General features: G+C 57.9%; 24 protein-coding genes and 1 riboswitch. Of the genes, 14 read left to right on the forward strand and 10 right to left on the reverse strand.

The window, feature by feature from the left end; translation table 11 throughout:
* Nucleotides 1-18 precede the first annotated feature (18 nt).
* The 3 genes from AC2FFP_RS14175 to AC2FFP_RS14185 are packed head-to-tail and all read right to left on the reverse strand — an operon-like array spanning nt 19 to nt 2,503.
* A complete protein-coding gene (locus tag AC2FFP_RS14175) occupies nt 19-993 on the reverse strand; it encodes a threonine ammonia-lyase (protein ID WP_496767121.1) in 975 nt (324 codons plus the stop codon).
* On the reverse strand, nt 990-1,817 hold the full coding sequence (locus AC2FFP_RS14180; RefSeq protein ID WP_496735382.1) for an alpha/beta fold hydrolase: 828 nt from the start codon (nt 1,815-1,817) through the stop codon (nt 990-992). Before AC2FFP_RS14180 ends, AC2FFP_RS14175 begins: the two co-directional genes overlap by 4 nt.
* Nucleotides 1,817-2,503 (reverse strand): haloacid dehalogenase type II, encoded by a 687-nt coding sequence (locus tag AC2FFP_RS14185; protein WP_496735383.1) that lies wholly within the window; start codon nt 2,501-2,503, stop codon nt 1,817-1,819. Before AC2FFP_RS14185 ends, AC2FFP_RS14180 begins: the two co-directional genes overlap by 1 nt.
* Nucleotides 2,504-2,631: 128 nt before the next feature.
* Here AC2FFP_RS14185 and AC2FFP_RS14190 point away from each other — a divergent pair, with 128 nt between their 5' ends.
* A complete protein-coding gene (locus AC2FFP_RS14190) occupies nt 2,632-3,060 on the forward strand; it encodes an FKBP-type peptidyl-prolyl cis-trans isomerase (RefSeq protein WP_496767120.1) in 429 nt (142 codons plus the stop codon).
* Nucleotides 3,061-3,078: 18 nt separating this feature from the next.
* On the opposite strand, the gene AC2FFP_RS14195 is transcribed toward AC2FFP_RS14190, so the two are convergent.
* From AC2FFP_RS14195 to fabA, 4 genes are read right to left on the reverse strand one after another with little or no spacing between them, the layout of a single operon-like run.
* On the reverse strand, nt 3,079-3,267 hold the full coding sequence (locus AC2FFP_RS14195) for a hypothetical protein (RefSeq protein WP_058273151.1): 189 nt from the start codon (nt 3,265-3,267) through the stop codon (nt 3,079-3,081).
* 59 nt (nt 3,268-3,326) lie between these two features.
* Nucleotides 3,327-4,118: an enoyl-ACP reductase FabI gene (locus AC2FFP_RS14200; protein WP_496735389.1), complete on the reverse strand. Its 792-nt coding sequence runs from the start codon at nt 4,116-4,118 to the stop codon at nt 3,327-3,329.
* Nucleotides 4,119-4,123: 5 nt separating this feature from the next.
* Nucleotides 4,124-5,353: a beta-ketoacyl-ACP synthase I gene (fabB, locus tag AC2FFP_RS14205; protein WP_496767119.1), complete on the reverse strand. Its 1,230-nt coding sequence runs from the start codon at nt 5,351-5,353 to the stop codon at nt 4,124-4,126.
* Between the two features lie 31 nt (nt 5,354-5,384).
* Nucleotides 5,385-5,894 carry a bifunctional 3-hydroxydecanoyl-ACP dehydratase/trans-2-decenoyl-ACP isomerase gene (gene fabA, locus AC2FFP_RS14210; protein WP_282152633.1) on the reverse strand — a complete coding sequence of 170 codons (510 nt, stop codon included), beginning with the start codon at nt 5,892-5,894 and terminating at the stop codon, nt 5,385-5,387.
* Between the two features lie 188 nt (nt 5,895-6,082).
* On the opposite strand from fabA, the gene irrA reads away from it, so the two are divergent.
* Nucleotides 6,083-6,499 carry an iron response transcriptional regulator IrrA gene (gene irrA, locus AC2FFP_RS14215; protein WP_109312620.1) on the forward strand — a complete coding sequence of 139 codons (417 nt, stop codon included), beginning with the start codon at nt 6,083-6,085 and terminating at the stop codon, nt 6,497-6,499.
* A 1-nt stretch (nt 6,500) separates the two neighbouring features.
* Here irrA and AC2FFP_RS14220 read toward each other — a convergent pair whose 3' ends face one another.
* A complete protein-coding gene (locus AC2FFP_RS14220; RefSeq protein WP_496767118.1) occupies nt 6,501-7,391 on the reverse strand; it encodes a LysR family transcriptional regulator in 891 nt (296 codons plus the stop codon).
* Nucleotides 7,392-7,477: 86 nt separating this feature from the next.
* Here AC2FFP_RS14220 and AC2FFP_RS14225 point away from each other — a divergent pair, with 86 nt between their 5' ends.
* Nucleotides 7,478-8,275: a phytanoyl-CoA dioxygenase family protein gene (locus AC2FFP_RS14225; RefSeq protein ID WP_496726800.1), complete on the forward strand. Its 798-nt coding sequence runs from the start codon at nt 7,478-7,480 to the stop codon at nt 8,273-8,275.
* Nucleotides 8,276-8,304: 29 nt separating this feature from the next.
* Here AC2FFP_RS14225 and AC2FFP_RS14230 read toward each other — a convergent pair whose 3' ends face one another.
* Nucleotides 8,305-9,168 carry a hypothetical protein gene (locus AC2FFP_RS14230; protein WP_496881178.1) on the reverse strand — a complete coding sequence of 288 codons (864 nt, stop codon included), beginning with the start codon at nt 9,166-9,168 and terminating at the stop codon, nt 8,305-8,307.
* 120 nt (nt 9,169-9,288) lie between these two features.
* On the opposite strand from AC2FFP_RS14230, the gene miaB reads away from it, so the two are divergent.
* The 10 genes from miaB (at nt 9,289) to cmk (ending at nt 19,831) form a co-directional block, all read left to right on the forward strand.
* Nucleotides 9,289-10,608, forward strand: coding sequence for a tRNA (N6-isopentenyl adenosine(37)-C2)-methylthiotransferase MiaB (miaB, locus tag AC2FFP_RS14235; protein WP_496881179.1), 1,320 nt, complete (start codon nt 9,289-9,291; stop codon nt 10,606-10,608).
* 217 nt (nt 10,609-10,825) lie between these two features.
* Nucleotides 10,826-11,557, forward strand: a complete 732-nt coding sequence (locus AC2FFP_RS14240; RefSeq protein ID WP_496881180.1) for an outer membrane protein — start codon at nt 10,826-10,828, stop codon at nt 11,555-11,557.
* A gap of 154 nt (nt 11,558-11,711) precedes the next feature.
* Nucleotides 11,712-12,734 carry a PhoH family protein gene (locus AC2FFP_RS14245; protein WP_058273235.1) on the forward strand — a complete coding sequence of 341 codons (1,023 nt, stop codon included), beginning with the start codon at nt 11,712-11,714 and terminating at the stop codon, nt 12,732-12,734.
* 39 nt (nt 12,735-12,773) lie between these two features.
* On the forward strand, nt 12,774-13,268 hold the full coding sequence (ybeY, locus tag AC2FFP_RS14250; protein ID WP_496767114.1) for an rRNA maturation RNase YbeY: 495 nt from the start codon (nt 12,774-12,776) through the stop codon (nt 13,266-13,268).
* Between the two features lie 36 nt (nt 13,269-13,304).
* Nucleotides 13,305-14,192: a hemolysin family protein gene (locus AC2FFP_RS14255; protein ID WP_496881181.1), complete on the forward strand. Its 888-nt coding sequence runs from the start codon at nt 13,305-13,307 to the stop codon at nt 14,190-14,192.
* Nucleotides 14,189-15,682, forward strand: a complete 1,494-nt coding sequence (gene lnt / locus AC2FFP_RS14260) for an apolipoprotein N-acyltransferase (protein ID WP_496844463.1) — start codon at nt 14,189-14,191, stop codon at nt 15,680-15,682. The genes AC2FFP_RS14255 and lnt overlap by 4 nt, the downstream gene beginning before the upstream one ends.
* A gap of 45 nt (nt 15,683-15,727) precedes the next feature.
* Nucleotides 15,728-15,776: riboswitch (SAM-SAH riboswitch) on the forward strand.
* Nucleotides 15,777-15,781: 5 nt separating this feature from the next.
* Nucleotides 15,782-16,963, forward strand: a complete 1,182-nt coding sequence (gene metK / locus AC2FFP_RS14265) for a methionine adenosyltransferase (protein ID WP_496767111.1) — start codon at nt 15,782-15,784, stop codon at nt 16,961-16,963.
* 104 nt (nt 16,964-17,067) lie between these two features.
* Nucleotides 17,068-17,778, forward strand: a complete 711-nt coding sequence (trmB, locus tag AC2FFP_RS14270) for a tRNA (guanine(46)-N(7))-methyltransferase TrmB (RefSeq protein ID WP_496767110.1) — start codon at nt 17,068-17,070, stop codon at nt 17,776-17,778.
* Between the two features lie 68 nt (nt 17,779-17,846).
* A complete protein-coding gene (gene aroA, locus AC2FFP_RS14275) occupies nt 17,847-19,199 on the forward strand; it encodes a 3-phosphoshikimate 1-carboxyvinyltransferase (protein WP_496844464.1) in 1,353 nt (450 codons plus the stop codon).
* 5 nt (nt 19,200-19,204) lie between these two features.
* Nucleotides 19,205-19,831, forward strand: a complete 627-nt coding sequence (cmk, locus tag AC2FFP_RS14280) for a (d)CMP kinase (RefSeq protein ID WP_496844465.1) — start codon at nt 19,205-19,207, stop codon at nt 19,829-19,831.
* A 24-nt stretch (nt 19,832-19,855) separates the two neighbouring features.
* Here cmk and AC2FFP_RS14285 read toward each other — a convergent pair whose 3' ends face one another.
* A complete protein-coding gene (locus AC2FFP_RS14285) occupies nt 19,856-20,335 on the reverse strand; it encodes a YHS domain-containing (seleno)protein (RefSeq protein ID WP_496844466.1) in 480 nt (159 codons plus the stop codon).
* Nucleotides 20,336-20,553: 218 nt separating this feature from the next.
* Between AC2FFP_RS14285 and AC2FFP_RS14290 the strand changes: the two genes are divergently transcribed.
* Nucleotides 20,554-21,078 carry a hypothetical protein gene (locus tag AC2FFP_RS14290; RefSeq protein ID WP_496881182.1) on the forward strand — a complete coding sequence of 175 codons (525 nt, stop codon included), beginning with the start codon at nt 20,554-20,556 and terminating at the stop codon, nt 21,076-21,078.
* Nucleotides 21,079-21,140: the final 62 nt, after the last annotated feature.

The following is a 21,140-nucleotide window of genomic DNA, read 5'->3' on the forward strand; positions in this document are numbered from 1 at the left end:
CCCAGCCTAAACGACTTGTCAGGTCAGGTATTCCAGCGCTTTTCCAAAGACTTCGGGGTCGGCGTTGCCACCCGATGCTACCACGATCACTGTATCACCTTCGATTTCGTCCGCGCGGTACAGGGCCGAGGCAAGTGACACCGCCCCGCCCGGTTCCAGAACGATCTTTAGGCGCAAAAACGCATGCGCCATGGCGCGCAGCGCGTCTTCTTCGGACACCGACAAGCCTGGACCGCACAGCCGGTTCAGAATCGGAAATGTGATCTGGCCCGGTTGCGGCGTCAGAATCGCATCGCAAATATTGCCCGATGCGGCGTTGTTGCTTTGGATATGACCCGTGGCCAAAGACCGTTTGACGTCGTCGAACCCCTGAGGTTCGCACGGGCGGGCCCGCAGCCCCGGCGCGTGACCTTCCAGCGCCAGTGCAGTGCCCGAGGTCAACCCGCCGCCACCGCAGCACACCAGAACATCCGCCTTCTCGATACCCAAATCGGTCGTCTGCCGCGCCAGCTCCAACCCGACCGTGCCTTGTCCTGCGATGACCTGAGGTTCGTCGTAAGGCCGGATCAGGGTCAAACTGCGTTGGGACGCCAGCGCCTCGCCAATCTCTTCGCGGCTTTCGTTTGCGCGGTCATACAGAACGACCTCACCCCCCAGCGCGCGGGTGTTGTTGATCTTTAGCTGCGGTGCGTCAGAGGGCATGACGATGACCGAGGAAATCCCGTGCTGCGCGGCCGCATAGGCCACGCCCTGCGCATGATTGCCCGAGGAATAGGCGATGACACCGCGCTGCCGGTCCGCATCACCAAGGGCCGATATCGCCGACCAGGCCCCGCGAAACTTGAAGCTGCCGGTATGTTGCAAACACTCGGGTTTCACCAGCACGCGGCGGCCCGCGATTTTGTCCAGAAACGGCGAGGTTAGAATCGGTGTCTCGCGAACATGCCCTCTGAGGCGCTCGGCGGCGGCCTCGATCATTTCAAGTGTGCTCATGCGGTGACCAGTACCTTGCGAATGAGTTCTACCGACTGTGGTTCATCCAGAAACGGGGGATGACCACGGTCGGGTATTTCTGTCGATATAAGATCAGGGTGGCGGTTGTGCATTTCAGTCAGCGTGTCTTTGCCCAAAATATCCGAATTTGTGCCGCGAATGACGCCGGTTGGAATGCTCTGCAGTGCTTCAAACAGGGGCCACAGATCAGGGGCGGGCCCTGCAGCGGCCTGTTCCAGAAGCGCTGTACGCAGCGCAGGATCATAGCTGAGGGTCAGACCATCAGGCGTTTCGTCGAATTGGACTTCCGCCTGCTGCCGCCAACGCGCTAGTGACACGCCGGGAAATTGGGGCCCCAAGACGTGCTGCAACGCCCGGGCCGCCAAATCATATGTTTTGGAAACGGGCTGCTTGCCGACAAATTCCATGATCTTGGCGATACCCGATGGTTCCAGCACCGGACCGACGTCGTTCAAAACAACGCTCAACAACCGTTCGGGATGGCTGGCGGCTAGCGCCATGGCAATCAGCCCCCCACGCGAGGTGCCGATGACATTCACACGGTCCAGACCAAGATGGTCCAGCAGCTCGATCGCGTCTTGAGATTCGCGAAGGACGTTGTAGTTCATAAAGTCCGGGTCATGGTTCGAGCGACCGCGCCCGCGGTAATCCATCGCAATTACCCGCATGTCACCCAGATGCGGCGCGAGGAACGAAAAATCCTTGCTGTTGCGGGTCAACCCGGCAAGGCAAAGCACAGGCGCACCAGAGCCGGTGTCCTCGAAAAAAAGACGCCTGTCATCAGACGAAGTGAAAAATGCCATTAAAGTCCAGCCAGTTGCGGAATCGTCGTTAGGTCGGACAGTACATGCGCAGGCTTCCATGGCAAGCGGTCCATCGGTTCCCCGGCGCGATTGACCCAGGCGGTGACAAAGCCGTACCCGCTGGCCCCAGCCGCATCCCAGCCATTCGAGCTGACGAACAGAACCTCGTTTCGGGCACAGCAGAACCGTTCCTGCACAAGGTCATAGACCCGCGAATCCGGCTTGAAGACTCCGACGCTTTCCACGGACAACACGTCGTCCAAAACGTCCCCGATACCCGCTGACTGAACCGCGCCATCAAGCATCGGTGGCGAGCCATTTGACAAGATCGCTGTTTGCAACTCACCCGCTTTTAGTGCGCGCAGCATTTCTGGAACTTCGGAATAGGCCTGCAATTCCCAGTACAGATCCAGAAGCCGTTGCCGCAGTGTTGCGTCGCCGTCCAGGCCGGTCGCCTCAAGCGCCCAGTCGAGGCCATCCTGTGTAACATCCCAGAAATCCGCATGAGCATCCGTGACCGCGCGCAGCCAGGTGTATTGCAGCTGTTTCAGGCGCCAATGATTGGCGAGTTCGGGCCACTTATGTTGCAGTTTCTCAAAGCCCGGTTCCCCGGCTGCTTGTCGTGCGGCGGCGGCCACGTCGAACAGCGTTCCATACGCATCGAAAATGCAGGTTGTGATTGGCATCCGGTCCCCTCCTGATCGTCCGGCGCAGGTTTGCACAACAATAACGGGCATGAAAGAGGGTGGGGTTTACAATGTCGTGTTACCTCCTAGGCTTGGCCGCTAAACCCCAAAAGAGGCCGGAGACCAATATGACGGAAATCAAACAAGGCGACACGGTTCGCATCCATTACACAGGAACGCTGTTGGACGGAAACGTCTTTGACAGTTCCGAAGGACGTGACCCGCTGGAATTCGTCGTTGGCACGGGCCAGATTATCCCGGGTTTGGATTCGGCGATGCCGGGTTTGAACATTGGGGACAAAAAGCTGGTCGAGATCGCCTGCGTGGACGCCTATGGCCCGATCAACCCCGCAGCGCGCCAGCAGATCCCGCGTGAAGGCATTCCGGACGATATTCCGCTGGATCCTGGCACCCAATTGCAAATGCAAACGCCAGACGGACAGGCGGTTCCGGTGACGGTGATCGAGGTCGACGAAGCAACCGTCACGCTGGATGCTAACCATCCATTGGCTGGTCAGGATCTGATTTTCGATATCGAGGTCGTTTCAATTAACTGACCAATGAAACGAGTTGGATCAGCCTGTTATGAGGCTGATCCAGGCTTTGACGGTTTCCCGCATCTGCGGCTGTGTGAAAAACACAAACAACAATAGGGTGGTCAGGGCCAATAACGCGACAATGCCACGCGTGCCCAGAAATCCGGATCTGCGGCGCGACCGGATGCTGCGAGTGTTGCTGGAAAGGATATGTTCGGCTTTGCTCATGCCGATATCCCTGCCCGTGAAAGATGGTGAAATCTTGGCACCGGCAGGGAAAGATCGGGTCACATGTGATCAGGTTGCGGCATGCCCAGAACGTGGAAGCCGCCATCGACGCGAATGATCTCACCCGACGTGCATGCTCCCGCATCTGAAGTGAGGTAAACGGCCGTGCCGCCAACAGCCTCGAGCGTTGCGTTCGAGCGCATGGGCGCGTTCTGATCGCAGAATTTGTAAGTCTTGCGGGCACCGCCGATTGCAGCACCTGCCAGCGTCTTCATCGGGCCGGGCGAGATCGCATTGACTCGAATGCCTTCTGGACCCAGATCGTTGGCCAGATAGCGGGTCGCCGATTCCAGTGCGGCTTTGGCCACACCCATGACGTTATAGTTCGGAACAACCTTGTTCGATCCCTGATACGTCAGGGTCAGCAGCGTGCCGCCATTCTCTTGCATCAGCGGATAAGCGCGGCGCGCGACCTCGATGAAGGAATACGCCGACACGTCCAGCGAGTGCTTGAAGTTGGCACGCGTGGTGTTCAGAAAACGTCCCGTCAGTTCGGATTTATCCGAAAAGGCAATCGCATGAACCACGAAGTCGATGGTGGGCCAGCGCGCGCCAAGCTCTTCGAATGCGCGATCCAGCGAGGTGTCATCCGTGACGTCCGCGTCCACCATGAAATCACTGCCCAGGCTTTGGGCCAATGGCTCAAGACGTTTACCGAACGCCTCGCCCTGATATGTGAATGCCAGTTCGGCACCGGCCTCATGCATGGCCTTGGCAATGCCCCACGCAATCGAGCGGTCATTGGCCACGCCCATGATCAGGCCGCGTTTACCTTTTAGAAGATCCGACATTACATTCACCCGTTATACTTCGACAGGATCATGGACCCGTTGGTGCCGCCAAAGCCGAAGCTGTTGGTCATCACACTATCCAATCCTGCGTTTTCAACTACTTGAGTTGCAATTTCACCGGGCAAGATGCCTTCGGCAAGCGTGTCGACATTGATCGACGGCGTAATAAAATCATTGTCCAGCATTAACAGGCAGAAGATCGTCTCCAGCGCGCCTGCCGCACCCTGTGCGTGTCCGGTCATCGACTTGGTCGATGAGATCGGGGGCACATTGCCTTCACCAAAGATTCGGCGCACGGCTTCAACTTCGCCAACGTCTCCAACCGGGGTCGAGGTGCCGTGGGCGTTGATGTAGCCGACTTTGCGCCCTTCGGGCATGGTCGACAGAGCCAGACGCATCGCGCGTTCGCCACCTTCACCGGATGGTGCCACCATGTCGTGGCCATCCGACGTGGCCGCATACCCAGTCACTTCGGCATAAATTTTTGCGCCGCGGGCCAGCGCGTGTTCCAGATCCTCAAGAACGACGATCCCGCCGCCGCCGGAGATGACGAATCCGTCGCGATCCTGGTCGAATGCCCGGGATGCTTTTTCCGGAGTGTCGTTGTACTTGGAGGACATGGCACCCATCGCGTCGAACAGGCAGGACAGGGTCCAGTCCAGTTCTTCTCCGCCACCGGCGAACATGACATCCTGTTTGCCCAGCATGATCTGTTCCGCCGCGTTGCCGATGCAATGCAGCGAGGTCGAGCAGGCCGAGGTGATTGAATAATTGATGCCCTTGATCTTGAACGCGGTCGCAAGGTTGGCCGAGATCGTCGAACACATGCATTTCGGCACGGCGAAGGGGCCGATACGCTTGGTCGCGCCGGTTTTCAGAACAGTCTGATGCGCCGTCAGCATTGCGCTGGTCGACGGACCGCCGGAACCGGCGACCAAACCGGTGCGCGGGTTCACGACCTGGTCTTCTGTCAGGCCAGCATCGGCGATTGCCTGATTCATGGCGATATGCGCGTATGCTGCACCGGGACCCATGAAGCGAAGGGTACGCTTGTCTACATGCTCAGCCGGATCGATCTTGAGCGTTCCGGCGATCTGACTGCGAAAGCCGTGTTCGACCATCTGCTCGTTGGCCTCGATGCCGGACTTTCCGGCCTTGAGAGAGGCCAATACTTCCTGGGCATTGTTCCCGATGGAGGACACGACCCCCAAACCGGTGACAACTACTCGACGCATGTGCGTGCTCCTTATTTCGGGCCGGTCAGGCTCAGGCTTCGGACAGAACGACTTTCATGTCTTTGACATCGTAAATCATTTCACCATCCGCTTCGACGATACCATCCGCCACACCCATGGTCAGGCGGCGGGTCTGGATCGCTTTTTTGAAGTCGATCTTGTAGGTCAGCATCTTGCGGTCCGGGCGGACCATGCCGGTCAGCTTGACCTCGCCGACGCCTACGGCCATGCCGCGTCCCTGCCAGCCACGCCAGCCCAGGTTGAAACCAGTCAACTGCCATAGGCCGTCCAGTCCCAGACAGCCGGGCATGATGGGGTTGCCGGGGAAGTGGCAATCAAAGAACCACAGGTCAGGGGTGATGTCGAATTCGGCCAGTATGTGGCCTTTGCCATGCGCGCCACCATCGGCCGAGACGTCGGTGATCCGATCCATCATCAGCATCGGAGGTGCAGGCAATTGCGCATTACCGGGGCCGAATAATTCGCCACGGGCGCATTTCAGCAGATCGTCCTTGTCAAAGCTGCTCGGGAATTGGGCCATTCTGCCGCCTCTCCTGCCAGGGGTCCGTTCGTTATATCTGGCCTCGTCTAGCACCCGTATGCAAGGTCCTGCAAGAGCAGCACGTCACATCCTGTTGTGCAGACGGCATTCTTTGCGAATGAATTTCATTTGAAATTACCCGAACACAGCACCTATATATGGTTCAGCAACAATTGGGTTTCGGATTGATGACACCTCAGAGCCAGAACAGAGCCACAGATTGGTTGGTTGACGCGGGGCTGCGCCCAACGCGCCAGCGTGTCGCTTTGGCCGAGCTTTTAGTCGGCGATGGTCGCCATCGGCATGTCACTGCCGAAAGCCTGTTTGAGGCGGCCAAAAAGAATGGGGACGCCGTATCTCTGGCAACGGTCTACAACACGCTGCGCGCGTTTTGTGAGGCCGGGGTTCTGCAGGAGATCACGGTTGATGGCTCGAAAAGCTATTTCGATACCAATACCCACGATCATCCGCATTTTTTCTGGGAAGACGAAAGCCGCCTGAGTGATGCGCCGTCGGATCAATTGGTGATTCAACGCCTGCCCGAAGCGCCCGAGGGCGTTGAAATCGCGTCGGTCGACGTAGTGATCCGTCTGCGGAAAAAGTAACTCAGGCCAACAACTCCATCAGAATCTGTTCCGCCTGCGCGATGTGCGGCTCTGTAGGGCCGATGCCGTGGCGGGCCAGAACCACAGGTTCCGCAGCGATGTCATCCAGGATTCGGCGACTGACCAGGGGGATTCCGTCATAGCTGACGTTCGAGGGCGGGGTGGCATAGCTGATCGCGACCCCCTCATGATGAGCGGCAAGACTGCGCTGGATTTCCAGCGTTGCCGCCCGGTGTGCCACTGAAGGTCGCAATCCGATCTGCCGAAACAGTCCAAGCACGTGCTGTGATGAGAGGCCTTCGTTTGACAGGATTAGCGGATGGGCGGCCAGCTCGCTCAGCGAAACAGACGGCACGTGCGCCAATGGGTGATCCGGGGCCATGATGGCATTTGGCCTGCTGGGGAAAAGGGTCTGCTGTTGAAATCCGGCATCCATGCTCATGCCGTATGTCAGCGCCAAATCTATACGCCCGTCAATCAGGCCAGATATCAGCCCTTCGAACCCGTCCACCTTGTACGAAACGGTCAAGTCCGGCAGTGCCACGCGAAGCGGGTGCAGCGCCTTGGCCAGCAAAAACGGGGCCAAATCCACGAAACACCCCAATCGCAACTGTGCCCAGGTTGCACTGACCTGATCCGCTTTCTCAAGCCGGGCCGCATTGGTCAGCAAGTTTTCCGCGTCTTCGATAAATCTGCGTCCTTGCGGGGTCAGCGCCAGCGCGGCCCCGCGTTTTCGCGAAAATAACGGATGACCAAGATGCGATTCGACGCGCGTCAGAGCGGTGGACAGCGCAGGTTGTGAGACATTCAGCTGTTGCGCCGCGGCAGACAAGCTGCCGAAGCGGCCGATAGCACAGACATATTCGTATTGGCGAAGTGAAATATATAACATGAAATTAAACCTAACTTAGAAAGATATTATTTGAACAGAGGGGGCATCCATGCGCAGATCGTCCTACCGCCGGCACGGAGACAGACATGACGCACCCCTTGGTTACTCACGAAATGATCGACACCTATCAACGGGACGGCGTTGTCCTGATCAAAGGGCTATTTGCCGATCACGTTGAGGCCCTGCGCGAAGGGGTGGCAGCGAATATGGCGGATCCCGGGCCGTATGCTTCCGAGAACAAGAAAGAAGGCCAGACGGGTCGGTTTTTCGACGATTATTGCAACTGGTCGCGCATTGAACAATTTCAGACGGTCATTCACGAATCCCCGGCGGCAGAAGTCGCGGCAGATTTGATGCAGTCGGATACAGTGCAGATGTTCCACGACCACGTTTTGGTCAAAGAGCCCGGAACCTCGATGGCGACGCCGTGGCATCAGGATGGGCCCTATTACTTTGTTGAAGGGCAGCAAACGATCAGCTTTTGGTCGCCGCTTGATCCGGTCACGCAAGCCACACTGCGCTGTGTGGCAGGCTCGCACCGGTGGGAGAAAGAGGTCTTGCCGACCCGCTGGGTTTCGGAAGACGGGTTCTTTCCCGACGAAGGCCAGTACATCCCGGCCCCGGACCCGGATGCCGAAGGGATGCGGGTTGTCGAGTTCGAGATGGAGCCGGGCGACGCGGTTGCTTTCAACTATCGCACGCTTCACGGCGCGCGAGGAAATCAATCCGACAGCCGCCGCCGCGCATTTTCACTGCGTTTGGTTGGTGACGATGCGCGATATGTCGAGCGGCCAGGCCGGACATCGCCGCCGTTTCCGGGGCATGACATGATTCCAGGCCAGCGCTTGCGCGAGGATTGGTTTCCGATGTTGCTGCGGCGGTGATCAGACACCGAAGAGGTCAAAGAGGCGGGTCAGAACCACTGGCCCGTTTCGATCAACCCCATCTCAAGCAACTGGTTTGACGACCATTCGAACGGGATCGAATTGCGCCAGCGGAATGTTGGAATGTCGAAGGTAGATCCTGCGTTGGTTTTCAAGGCTTTGGCTGCCCGGAACGAGCACACCGCAGCAGTCAAATTGTGGTGCCACGGGCAAGAATACGTATTGTATTCTTCGTCGTTAAACGTGTGATCCGGCCGCAATAACAATCCACTTTTGGATTTGAACAGGGCGATCCGGTCAATTCGGCGGTTTTGTGCGGGAACGTGTTCTTCGAACCGCCATCGTAAACCACCAGACATATCCAGCTGGCGCTCCTTCGGGTGCTTCATTGAATCCAGACGCGCCTGGGCAAAATACCCTGTGCGATCCATCATCGCGCGTTGAGGTGCGACGCCATTCGGGAATTCGTTCAGATCCTCGGCATACAGATCGACAACATGGCTCAGCATCGAGTCGCGGCGCTCTTCAGTGTGAAACGCCAGCATCTCTCCGATTGAACGCGTCTCGCAAAAGGGAAAGAAGAGGTACTCGGCGTTAAAGCAGTAATACATCCACAAACCTGGTGCCGCCTGAATGATCTTGTTGATCGTCTCAAACACGATGGTGCGGGGAACGCAGCTGAGAGTGACGCGGTGAACTTGATCCCCAAGTTCGGGGTCCAGCACAAATTCCTGCGGCATGAATACGATCAAAGACTCAAAGCCCAGATTCAGATGGTGACGGATGGTGCTATCAATTTCGACGTCATCTTCGACGAAAACCAACGCGAGGGGTCCCTTTGCCAAAGCGGCCTTGCCCGTTTGCAAAAAAGAGTCGAAAGATTCGTATTGCATTGCCTGTCCGCTGCCGCCTTGCTGGAGTTTCGGGTCAAAATCAGGTAATCGCGTCGCCATTGCAAGCGGCGTTCGTTGGGTATAGACGACGCCGATCCCGCGAATGCAAAGGCCGTTTTCATGTCAGAACCCAAAAAGCTGTACATCAAGACCTATGGTTGCCAGATGAACGTATACGACAGCGAGCGTATGGCGGAAACGCTGGGCGGTCAGGGTTACGTGGAAACCAAAAGCCCCGATGATGCGGATATGATCCTGCTGAACACCTGCCATATTCGGGAAAAAGCCGCGGAAAAAATCTATTCCGAGCTTGGCCGGTTCAAAGGTTTGAAGACTGAAAAGCCCGACCTCAAGATCGGTGTTGCGGGATGTGTTGCGCAGGCGGAAGGCGAAGAGATCATGCGTCGTCAGCCGATGGTCGACCTTGTTGTTGGCCCGCAAAGCTATCACCGCCTGCCCGAGATGGAGGCGAAGACGCGCACCGGTGCCAAGGCACTGGACACGGATTTCCCCGAAGAGGACAAGTTTGAGAAACTCAAAGGCCGACCAAAGGCCAAACGTGGTCCGACTGCGTTTCTGACGGTGCAAGAGGGCTGCGACAAGTTCTGCGCCTTCTGCGTGGTGCCTTATACGCGCGGGGCCGAAGTCAGCCGTCCCGCTGATCGTATCCTGCGTGAGGCGAACGATCTGGTCGAACGCGGAGTACGCGAAATCACTCTGCTGGGGCAGAACGTCAACGCCTATCACGGCGCTGGTCCGAATGGTGACATGACGCTGGCCGGTCTGATCTGGGAGCTGAACAAGGTCGACGGGCTAGAGCGGATCCGGTTCACCACCTCACACCCCAACGACATGGCCGATGACCTGATCGAGGCGCACGGGACGTGCGACAAGCTGATGCCTTATCTGCATCTGCCGGTTCAGTCGGGTTCGGATCGCATCCTCAAGCGAATGAACCGCAGTCACACCGCCGAGAGCTATCTGCGCCTGATCGAACGTATTCGCGCAGCGCGTCCGGATATCGTGATGTCCGGCGACTTCATCGTCGGCTTCCCTGAAGAGACCGAAGAGGATTTTCAGGCCACCATGGATTTGGTGGAAGAGGTCAAATACGGATATGCGTATTCGTTCAAATATTCGACCCGCCCCGGAACACCGGCGGCTGAGCGGTCTCAGGTTGATCCCAAGGCTGCGGACGATCGTCTGCAGCGGCTTCAGGGGTTGATTACCCGTCACCAGCGCGAGATTCAGGACGCGATGGTTGGACGGGACGTGAAAGTGCTGTTTGAAAAACCGGGTCGTCTGCCAAGTCAGATGGTCGGAAAATCCGAGTATCTTCATTCGGTTCACGTTTCTGACGCTGATGTTGCGGTAGGCGAATTGCGCGATGTCCGGATCATGTCATCGGGCGCAAATTCACTGGCGGGTGCGTTGCGCTAACGCGTCCGTTATTTGGATTTTAGAAACCATACGGTTTTGTTAATTCCAAATTTACCCTTGATTTATTACTCGGAATTATGTTCCGAGAAAAATCAGGTTGCTTAGAGGGCGAGTGTTTTGCGCCTTTGGGAAACCTCATCTCTTGCCGGCGGGATGAGCAGGTCGGTGAATGGAAAGGGTACGAGTGAAGACTTTGAAACGTTTATCAGGGCGGCTGTTGAAATCCGCTCTTACCACCGCGATCGCTATTACGGCGCTTCCCGATGTGACCGCTGCAGGCAATCTGGATCAAGGTCTCTCTGACCCTCCTGTCGTTAACCCCAAACGGTTCGGCAGTGACGTCAGCGCCTTTTACCTGGGTGCTACGGGCGCGTACGCTTTCAGAGGCGACGATCGATTTGGGCTGACTGGACCCAGCGGAACCTCGGAAGTAGGCGACCTGGACCTGAGCGGTTCGTTGGGTGGCGTGCGTGCCGGGTGGCGCGGCGTTTTGCCTGCGCGCGGCGGGCGCGACTATGTTTACGGGTTTGAGCTTGGGTACGAGTTCGGCTCGCTTAGCGATGACGCCTCCAACCAGATCAACGGCCAGACGGTCACGGGCGGGTCCGAAATATCGGACGTGTTCTCGATTCGGCTGCGCAATGGCCTGACCAATAAAAGCGGTACAGTGTTGTATTTTGTGTCGGCTGGATATGTGAATGGCGACATCAACACAACAAGCAGACAGGCCGTCCAGGGGGGCTCTCAATTCTTCGAAAGTGGCGGCCGGCGCAGCGGCTTTACTGCCAGCATCGGAGCCGAACGTAACCTGACCGAACACTGGTCGATCACGGGTGAGTTCGAATACGTTCAGTTCAGCGCTGAAAACGTGGATTTCGGCAATGGAACCTCAACCAGATCGACACCGAAGTATCGCGGTCTGAAGCTGGGTTTGAACTATCGGTTCTGACGCGCCGACCAAAACAGCGGCGCCAACAGGTGCGGCGCACGGGCCGGGCGCATTGGCGGTTTTGCCATTTGGGCGGAAAAAATGAAACTGTGGCTTGCGCCCACCAAGACTTCCTGTCTACGCTCAAGGTGAAACGCCAAGACAGGAGAGCGGATTGGCCATCGGTGCCCTAAACCCACCGCAAGATGAAATGCCTCAGCGCGAAGCGTTTGTTGAGTTTCCAGACAACCGATTGTTAATAGACCTGTGTGGGGAATATGACCGCAATCTGACAGATATTGAGCAAAAGCTATCTGTCCAGATTGTGCGCCGCGGGAATCAGCTGGCCGTTATGGGTGACGAAGACGCCCAGAAGCAGGCTATCGAGGTTTTGCAGGCGCTGTACACACGCCTGGAAGGCGGACGTGACGTCGAAGCGGCCGATGTGGACCGCGAGTTGCGGATGGGTGGCTCGGAGACGGGAACCGGCAGCCGCGACGGTGATCAGCTTGAGATGTTCAGAGGCGGCACGGTCGAAATCAAGACGCGCAAGAAACTGGTCGAGCCGCGCACGGATGCGCAAAAGGCTTATGTCCAGTCGCTGTTCCAGAACGAACTGGCCTTTGGAATTGGCCCTGCCGGTACAGGTAAGACCTATCTTGCCGTGGCCGCTGGCGTGTCGATGTTTATCGGAGGCCATGTTGATCGGATCATTCTCAGCCGGCCTGCAGTCGAAGCTGGCGAAAAGCTGGGCTATCTGCCCGGTGACATGAAAGACAAAGTCGATCCTTACATGCAGCCGCTTTACGACGCATTGAATGACTTTCTTCCGGGAAAGCAGCTGGCCAAGCTGATCGAAGAAAAGCGAATCGAAATCGCGCCGCTGGCCTTCATGCGGGGGCGTACGCTGGCGAATGCGTTTGTTGTGCTGGATGAAGCTCAGAACGCCACGACGATGCAGATGAAAATGTTCCTGACGCGTCTGGGTGAAGGAAGCCGAATGGTGATCACCGGTGACCGCTCGCAGGTTGACCTGCCGCGCGGTGTTCAGTCAGGGCTGGCCGATGCCGAGCGTTTGTTGAATACGATACCAAACATCAGCTTCAACTACTTCACGTCCAAGGATGTTGTGCGCCACCCGCTTGTGGCCGCCATTATCGAAGCGTATGAGGCCGACTCGGGCCGCGAGAAAGCATAGTCGTCCCGGTTGCGGCCACAAGGCTTTGGACACGGTGAGATGAACCTGGAAGTGACGATCGAAGATGCGCGCTGGCAACAGCTTGAACCGTTGGCCGCGCGCGCGATAAAGGCAGTTTTGGACTTTTGCGATCTGGACGCCGAGCTGTGCGAAATCAGTCTGCTGGCCTGCGATGATGCGCGAATTGCTGACCTGAACGCGGAATTTAGGGATAAGCCCACGCCGACCAATGTGCTGAGTTGGCCAGCCGAAGATCTGGCCGCTGATGAAGCGGGGCAGAGGCCTGCCCGACCCACGCCAGACTTTACAGGCGAAATCGCGCTGGGCGACATTGCGATATCTTTCGATACTTGCGCCCGTGAAGCAGCCGACGCCAGCAAAACCATGGACGATCACGTCACGCATCTGATCATTCACGGAGTGTTGCACTTGCTGGGCTATGACCACATCCGTGACCCCGACGCCACTTTGATGGAAGGGGTCGAGGTCGAGATACTTGGCAAAATGGGTATAGATGACCCATATAGTATGTAATAGTGGCCGCATTGGCCGATCATTTGGAACAGGATTATGGGCGATACAGACGGCAGTTCTATGGCGGCGCAGAGCGCGCAACCGAAGGACAGCGGTGAAAATGCCAGCGAAAAAGCTGGCTTCTTTTCTCGAATAGTGGACGCGTTCTCGCCGCAGAGCGACGAAGAGGTCAGCGCAACCAATGGATATGAGGTCGACATGGTTCAGCCTCGCGGCATGATCAACCTGCGGCGAATGCGGGTCGAAGATGTGGCTATTCCCACGGCGGAAATCGTGTCCGTGCCCTCGACAATCAGCAAGGATGAACTGGCTCAGGTTTTCCGCGACAGCGGCCTGTCCCGTATCCCCGTCTATGAGGGAACGCTTGATACGCCTTTGGGGTTTGTACACCTGAAGGATTTTGCGCTTACGCACGGATTTAACGGCACGGGGTCAGAGTTTGATCTGGTCTCGATGCTGCGCACTTTGCTGTTTGTGCCGCCGTCGATGCCTATTGGCGTGTTGTTGACGAAGATGCAGACCGAACGCCGCCATATGGCGCTGGTGATTGACGAATACGGCGGTGTTGATGGTCTGGTGTCGATCGAGGATCTGATCGAACAGGTGGTCGGTGAGATTGCGGATGAGCACGATGCCGACGAAGGCCAACTTTGGATACAGGAAAAGCCCGGCTACTACGTCGTGCAAGCCCGCGTTCCGTTGGAAGAGTTCGAGGCCGAGATCGGGCGTTCTCTGACAAGTCACGAAGACGTGGACGAGGAAGAGATCGACACCTTGGGCGGATTGGTCTTCATGCTATCTGGTCGCGTCCCAGCACGGGGCGAGGTCGTATTGCATCCCGAAGGTCCTGAGTTCGAGGTGATTGACGCCGACCCGCGCCGGATCAAACGTCTGCGTGTCATGTTGCCGGATCGCGTTGAATGAACCCTGCACAGGGCTGGCCGTTTTGGTTGCGGTTAATATCCGCAGCTCTGCTGGGCGCGGTCGCGGCGTTTGGGCTTGCTCCGTTCGGCATTTGGCCGGCAACAGTGATCGCACTGATCCTGCTGTCGCCTCTGTTTCTTACGACTGAGACGCGGGCGAGGGCGGCGTGGTTGGGCTGGGCCTTTGCGACCGGGTATTTTGCGCATGCGCTCAGTTGGATTGTCGAGCCGTTCCTAGTTGATGTCCAGCGTCACGGATGGATGGCGCCCTTTGCCCTGACATTCATGGCAGGCGGCCTCGCGTTGTTTTGGGCGCTTGCTTTTTGGCTGGTGCGGCGTCCCGACAGCGATGGCGTATCACAGGCCGTGTTTCTGGCGATTTCAATCTCACTGCTGGAATTTGCCCGAGGGTATGTCCTGACGGGGTTTCCCTGGGCGGGGCTGGCGCAGGTCTGGGTGAATACACAGGTCGCGCAGCTATTGTCTCTGTTCGGGCCATATGGGCTGGGCGCGGTGACTTTGCTGGCGACTTTGCCGCTCGGGGCCGCGCTGTCGCGGCGCGATGGCTATGTGGTTCCGTCAGTCCTGACCGTTGGAACCGCGTGTTTCGCATTGATTTATGCCATGTCGCGCCCGGTTGTTACGGACACTGACAATGCTGTTCGCCTCATTCAACCAAATGCGCCCCAGCATCAGAAATGGGATCCGGATTACGCCCCGCTGTTTTTTGCCCGTCAACTAGAGTTCACAGCGGCGGCCCCGCGACCGGATTTGATTGTCTGGCCGGAAACCTCGATTCCTGCATGGCTGGGAAGCGCGCAGCCTTATCTGACCGCAATCGCCGACGCCGCGCAGGGGACGCCCGTATTTCTGGGAATTCAGAGAGGAGACGGCCCGCGCATCTACAATTCGATGATCTATCTGGATGAAGATGGCCGGCAGCAGGGGCTTTATGACAAGCATCATCTGGCACCCTTTGGCGAATATGTGCCATTTGGCGACATGTTGGCCCAGTTCGGAGTTTACGGAATGGCTGCCACTACTGGCAATGGCTTTAGTGCCGGACCGGGTGCTTCGCTGATGGACGCTGGCAAGCTTGGGAAAGCCCTGCCACTTATCTGCTATGAGGCAGTCTTTACTCAGGACGTCTTGTCTGCACCGGGTCGTGCCGATTTTTTGCTGCAGATCACCAATGATGCATGGTTCGGAACGCGCTCGGGGCCGTATCAGCATCTGGCACAAGCTCAGATGCGCGCCATCGAGCAAGGGTTGCCGATGATGCGGTCGGCCAATACCGGAGTGTCAGCGATGATTGACCCGCTGGGTCGTATTACCAGGGCCTTACCTCTGGGGCAGGCCGGTTTTCTCGATGCGACATTGCCCAAGGCGCTGGCCCCGACTGTGTACGCCCGGTTGGGTGATGCACCGGTATTTGTCGCGCTGTTGGCGTTTTTCGCGCTGTTTTGGCGCAACGCCAGAGAACAGCAATAGTATTTTCGGATTGACGCTGTGTTTCTTGATGCGTATCCCGTTGCATGCTCATTACAACGGCTTCCTGACGTGATGGGATAATCTTAATGGAGCACTTTCATGTCCCGACAGAACTACACATTTACTTCGGAGTCTGTTTCCGAAGGGCACCCGGACAAGGTTTGCGACCGGATTTCCGATGCCGTACTTGACGCATTTCTGAATGAAGAACCCGAAGCGCGCGTGGCGTGCGAAACCTTTGCTACGACCGACCGGGTCGTCATCGGTGGCGAAGTTGGTCTGTCTGATCAGGAAAAGCTGCACGATTACATGGGCCGCATCGACGAGATTGCGCGCGCCTGTATCAAAGACATCGGATACGAGCAGGACAAATTTCACCACGAAACCGTCGAGGTGACGAACCTGCTGCACGAACAGTCCGCGCACATCGCCCAAGGTGTGGATGCAGCGGCAGACAAGGACGAAGGTGCCGGTGACCAGGGCATCATGTTCGGTTATGCGACCACTGAAACGCCTGCGCTGATGCCGGCCCCAATCCAGTATTCGCACGCGATCCTGCGCCGTCTTGCCGAAGTGCGCAAGAATGGCAGCGAGCCCGCATTGGGCCCTGATGCCAAGTCGCAATTGTCGGTCATTTACCGTGACGGCAAACCTGTGGGTGTCAGCTCGATCGTGTTGTCGACACAGCACCTGGACGAAGCGCTGACTTCGGCCGACATTCGCGCGATTGTAGAGCCCTATATCCGTGAAACCCTGCCTGAAGGTTGGTTGAGCAACGATACCGAGTGGCACGTGAATCCCACGGGCAAATTCGTGATCGGTGGCCCGGATGGTGACGCAGGTCTGACTGGGCGCAAAATCATCGTAGACACCTATGGTGGCGCAGCGCCGCACGGCGGTGGCGCGTTCTCGGGCAAGGATCCGACCAAGGTGGACCGTTCGGCTGCGTATGCCGCGCGTTATCTGGCCAAGAACGTTGTGGCTGCCGGAATGGCAGAACGCTGCACGATCCAACTAAGCTATGCGATCGGCGTTTCCAAGCCGCTGTCGATCTACGCCGACACTCACGGCACTGGTGAAATCCCGGACGCAGAAATCGAAAAGGCTGTCGGTCAGGTCATGGATCTGACCCCGCGCGGCATCCGGCAGCACCTGCAGATGAACAAACCTATCTATCAGCGCACGGCGGCTTACGGCCACTTTGGCCGCGAACCCGAGGCGGATGGCGGTTTTAGCTGGGAACGGACCGATCTGGCCGATGCGCTGAAAGCGGCCGTCTGATCCGAATTATCAAAGCGCGCCGACATCGGCGCGCTTTTTTTTGTTGGCCGGTGATTACTACGCCCCTCTTGAACCAACCTCGGTGTCGCAGTATGGCCACCGCCATGAGCACCCAGACCCCACAACGCCCGCGCAGAAACTTCTATGGCCGCTTCAAAGGGAAAACCCTGAAGCCCAGCCAAAAGACGTATCTGAACGAAGACCTTGATGCACTGTCACCGGGTGCGGTGGATTGGGAAACCAATCCCGAACGCCATCCGCTGGATCTGAACGCTCTGTTCGATGGCAGGGACGTCTGGCTTGAGGTCGGCTTTGGTGGGGGTGAGCATCTTGTGCACCAGGCTGCCAGCAACCCCGATACCGGCATTATTGGGGCCGAACCGTATATCAACGGAGTCGCTATGCTGTTGGGTAAGATTCGTCAGGCCGGGGTCGAAAATCTGGCGGTGCATCCAGGCGATGTGCGCGATCTGTTCGATGTTCTGCCCGAGGCCAGCATCTCACGCGCTTTTTTACTTTATCCCGACCCTTGGCCCAAAACGCGGCACCACCGTCGCCGTTTCGTGACGCAGGAACATCTGGAGCCTTTGGCCCGCGCCCTGAAGCCGGGGTCTATTTTCCGCGTTGCTACCGACATTCCCGACTATGTGCGCCAGACGTTGGAAGAGGTGCCACGCGCCGGGTTCGAATGGCTGGCCGAGCGCCCTGCCGACTGGCGCGAGCCGTGGGATGACTGGATTTCCACCCGCTATGAACAAAAAGCCCTGCGTGAAGGCCGTACGCCACACTACCTGACCTTCCGCCGCAAAGACTGATTGCGGCTGGACCAACCGGCCCCAATTCGCTAATCCGCCTTGAACTGATAGCGAAAACAGGAGCCCCCATGTCCGGACACGGCACGCCCATCCCGATGACCTCGCATCCTTGCGGCCCGCTGACCGGAACGGCAGAGGTGCCCGGTGACAAGTCAATCTCGCATCGGTCGTTGATTCTGGGCGCGATGGCCGTGGGCGAGACCCGGATCTCGGGCCTGTTGGAAGGCGAAGATGTTCTGGACACCGCCAAGGCCATGCGCGCCTTCGGGGCCGAGGTTACTGACCATGGCGGCGGTGAATGGACTGTGCATGGTGTGGGCGTCGGTGGCTTTGCCGAACCCGATCAGGTGATCGATTGCGGCAACTCGGGCACCGGTGTTCGCTTGATTATGGGCGCGATGGCGACCTGTCCGATTTCGGCGACTTTTACGGGCGACGCGAGCCTGAACAAACGCCCCATGGCGCGGGTCACAGATCCGCTGGCTTTGTTCGGAACGCAATCGGTGGGCCGTTCAGGGGGGCGCTTGCCCATGACGATCGTTGGCGCGGCTGACTCCACTCCGGTGCGCTACGAGGTGCCCGTGCCTTCGGCCCAGGTGAAATCTGCAGTGCTTCTGGCTGGCCTCAATGCTCCCGGCAAAACCGTTGTGATCGAGAAAGAAGCCACACGTGACCATTCCGAGCGTATGCTGGCAGGCTTTGGCGCGGAAATCACCGTTGAGGACACTGATGAGGGCCGGGTGATCACTCTGACCGGTCGCCCCGAGTTGAAACCGCAGGTCATCGCCGTTCCGCGCGATCCGTCCAGCGCGGCCTTTCCGGTCTGCGCTGCGTTGCTCACGCCGGGGTCGGACGTTTTGGTGCCGGGCATCGGCCTGAACCCCACCCGTGCGGGGTTGTTCACCACGCTGCGCGAGATGGGTGCAGACCTGGCCTATGAGAATGAGCGCGAAGAGGGCGGCGAACCTGTCGCCGATCTGCGCGCAAAGTACTCGCCGAATATGAAGGGGATCGATGTTCCACCCGAACGCGCGGCCTCGATGATTGATGAATACCCGGTTTTGTCCGTGATTGCGGCAAATGCCACCGGCGTCACGATGATGGGCGGCGTAAAAGAACTGCGCGTAAAGGAAAGCGACCGGATCGACGCAATGGCTCGGGGCCTGCGCGCCAATGGTGTAACTGTCGAAGAAGGTGATGAATGGTGGTCGGTTGAAGGGCTGGGCATCGGCAACGTCCCCGGTGGCGGCACCTGCGAAAGCTTTCTGGACCACCGGATCGCCATGTCGTTCATGATTTTGGGGATGGGGGCCAAAAAGGGTGTAACCGTCGACGACGCGGGCCCGATCGCGACGTCGTTCCCGATTTTTGAACCTTTGATGGCCAAGTTGGGTGCGAAACTGCAACGAAATAATCGGTAGGTTTGATGTCGGATTCACAATTCACTATCGCCATTGATGGGCCAGCTGCGGCAGGGAAGGGCACGATCTCAAAGGCGGTTGCGGCGCAATTTGGGTTCGCGCATCTGGACACCGGGCTTTTGTACCGCGCGGTCGGCAGGCGGACTTTGCAGGGACTGGAGCCGATTGCGGCAGCACAAGCTCTGACCCCCGAAGAGTTGGAGCAGGGCGATTTGCGCACGGCCGAGATCGCGCAGGCGGCCTCAAAAGTAGCTGTAATCCCCGAGGTTCGGGCCGCGTTGGTTGACTTCCAGCGCGCTTTCGCACGCCGCAGTGGGGGCGCTGTGCTGGACGGTCGCGACATCGGTACGGTAATTTGTCCCGAGGCCGAGGTGAAACTGTTCGTCACCGCCAGCCCCGAAGTTCGGGCTGAGCGTCGTTTTCTTGAGCTCAGCGCGAAGGGCAGTGATATCACGCGCGAACAGGTGCTGTCGGACGTAAAAGAACGCGACGCGCGGGATACGGAACGCAGCACCGCGCCCATGAAGCCAGCAGAGGATGCAGTCTTGCTGGACACGTCAGATCTGAGCATCGAAGCTGCCTTAGCAAAGGCTGTCGAGATCATCGAGAAGGCAAGGCCCGCAAAATCGTAACTTCGCGGGCCTTTGGCTATTAGATTACAGCTCTCCGACCGCGATGCTTTTGATCTTGGACCACTGATTGTCCGCGGTTTCAGATGTGGCAGAGACATCTTCAAGGAACGCCGCGCGAGTATCTGCGTTCAGGAACAGATACAGCTTTCCGTCAGCCACAAGGTATTGATCCGGATCGCCGTCGAATTTTTTGCCGACAGAAACGCCGAACGAACAGAACCCGCCATGTTGTGGCAGGTAGGCCGCCGGGTTGGCCTCGAACGCTTCGCGGTTGGCGGCGCTGGTGAAGTAATAAGATGCGCCGTCATAAGTGGCCGAGTGGGTGGCAAAGCCATCGACCGGGTTGCCGTCGTTAACGAGAGTCACCAGATCGACCCCATGCGCGGCAAGCGGCGCACCGGCGGCAGAAATACCGTTTGATACGTTGATCTCATCCGCAGCAAAGGCCGGGGCTGCGATCAGGGGCAATGTGGCGATCAGGGTGATAAGAACGAGAGATTTCATTTGTGTTTCCTTTCCGGTTCAGCGTCCGGCCAGCAGGTCTGCCAGCCGCTGAACCAAAGCTAGGAACTAGGTTCTGAACGAGCTATCGCAGAAAGCCCTGAGTATCTTGCAGATCGTTCAAAGCTGTCGGTGCCTTCGAAATACTGTTCACCAAGCTTTGTTTGGTCAGGTCTGTGCCTCGACCCTATTGTCGGCCTATAGCCTGCAGGAGTGATGCCATGATCCGACTAGCCTTATTGATGATTTTCCTTGCCGGAAGTGCATTCGCTCAAGAGACGGCTGAGCCGGAACCCCCGATGACGTATGAGCGGTTGGGAAAGATCATCTTTGCGCTCGATCCTGACGCGAAACCGTTTGGACCGGGGTTTGAGCTGAAGGTTGGGGACGTAACGGTGCTGGTCGTTACGGATATCAATGCGGATCGGATGCGGGCCATGGTCGCGATTGGCAGCGCCGAAGATTTGTCGCCCGCTGACCTTGAACGCGTGATGCAGGCGAATTTTGACAGTACGCTAGACGCGCGTTACGCGCTCGCGAATGGTATCTTGTGGGCTGCGTACATCCATCCGCTATCCCGGCTGGACAAGAACCAACTGATCTCGGGGCTGGCCCAGACAGTGAATATCGCCAAGACTTATGGCACCTTGTACACCGGTGGCGCGGCGGAATTCGGAGGGGGCGACAGCCAGGATTTGCAGCGCGATCTGATCGAAGAGCTTCTGAAAAAAGGTGAGGAAATCTGACACGCGCCCGGGAATTGCGTTTGCTCTGATTTCAAGTTGCCGCGCAGAAGCTGCGGTCCATC

It is taken from the genome of Ruegeria sp. YTSC004, assembly GCF_059609805.1.

What these genes read in the sequence shown, in the direction of transcription:
- AC2FFP_RS14220 (WP_496767118.1), bottom strand. Translation starts at nt 7,391, where the DNA reads ATGTTATATATTTCACTTCGCCAATACGAATATGTCTGTGCTATCGGC.
- AC2FFP_RS14225 (WP_496726800.1), top strand. Translation starts at nt 7,478, where the DNA reads ATGACGCACCCCTTGGTTACTCACGAAATGATCGACACCTATCAACGG.
- lnt (WP_496844463.1), top strand. Translation starts at nt 14,189, where the DNA reads ATGAACCCTGCACAGGGCTGGCCGTTTTGGTTGCGGTTAATATCCGCA.
- AC2FFP_RS14190 (WP_496767120.1), top strand. Translation starts at nt 2,632, where the DNA reads ATGACGGAAATCAAACAAGGCGACACGGTTCGCATCCATTACACAGGA.
- fabB (WP_496767119.1), bottom strand. Translation starts at nt 5,353, where the DNA reads ATGCGTCGAGTAGTTGTCACCGGTTTGGGGGTCGTGTCCTCCATCGGG.
- irrA (WP_109312620.1), top strand. Translation starts at nt 6,083, where the DNA reads ATGACACCTCAGAGCCAGAACAGAGCCACAGATTGGTTGGTTGACGCG.
- aroA (WP_496844464.1), top strand. Translation starts at nt 17,847, where the DNA reads ATGTCCGGACACGGCACGCCCATCCCGATGACCTCGCATCCTTGCGGC.
- AC2FFP_RS14230 (WP_496881178.1), bottom strand. Translation starts at nt 9,168, where the DNA reads ATGCAATACGAATCTTTCGACTCTTTTTTGCAAACGGGCAAGGCCGCT.
- miaB (WP_496881179.1), top strand. Translation starts at nt 9,289, where the DNA reads ATGTCAGAACCCAAAAAGCTGTACATCAAGACCTATGGTTGCCAGATG.
- ybeY (WP_496767114.1), top strand. Translation starts at nt 12,774, where the DNA reads ATGAACCTGGAAGTGACGATCGAAGATGCGCGCTGGCAACAGCTTGAA.
- AC2FFP_RS14175 (WP_496767121.1), bottom strand. Translation starts at nt 993, where the DNA reads ATGAGCACACTTGAAATGATCGAGGCCGCCGCCGAGCGCCTCAGAGGG.
- AC2FFP_RS14180 (WP_496735382.1), bottom strand. Translation starts at nt 1,817, where the DNA reads ATGGCATTTTTCACTTCGTCTGATGACAGGCGTCTTTTTTTCGAGGAC.
- metK (WP_496767111.1), top strand. Translation starts at nt 15,782, where the DNA reads ATGTCCCGACAGAACTACACATTTACTTCGGAGTCTGTTTCCGAAGGG.
- AC2FFP_RS14255 (WP_496881181.1), top strand. Translation starts at nt 13,305, where the DNA reads ATGGGCGATACAGACGGCAGTTCTATGGCGGCGCAGAGCGCGCAACCG.
- AC2FFP_RS14290 (WP_496881182.1), top strand. Translation starts at nt 20,554, where the DNA reads ATGATCCGACTAGCCTTATTGATGATTTTCCTTGCCGGAAGTGCATTC.
- AC2FFP_RS14185 (WP_496735383.1), bottom strand. Translation starts at nt 2,503, where the DNA reads ATGCCAATCACAACCTGCATTTTCGATGCGTATGGAACGCTGTTCGAC.
- AC2FFP_RS14195 (WP_058273151.1), bottom strand. Translation starts at nt 3,267, where the DNA reads ATGAGCAAAGCCGAACATATCCTTTCCAGCAACACTCGCAGCATCCGG.
- AC2FFP_RS14200 (WP_496735389.1), bottom strand. Translation starts at nt 4,118, where the DNA reads ATGTCGGATCTTCTAAAAGGTAAACGCGGCCTGATCATGGGCGTGGCC.
- AC2FFP_RS14285 (WP_496844466.1), bottom strand. Translation starts at nt 20,335, where the DNA reads ATGAAATCTCTCGTTCTTATCACCCTGATCGCCACATTGCCCCTGATC.
- fabA (WP_282152633.1), bottom strand. Translation starts at nt 5,894, where the DNA reads ATGGCCCAATTCCCGAGCAGCTTTGACAAGGACGATCTGCTGAAATGC.
- trmB (WP_496767110.1), top strand. Translation starts at nt 17,068, where the DNA reads ATGAGCACCCAGACCCCACAACGCCCGCGCAGAAACTTCTATGGCCGC.
- cmk (WP_496844465.1), top strand. Translation starts at nt 19,205, where the DNA reads ATGTCGGATTCACAATTCACTATCGCCATTGATGGGCCAGCTGCGGCA.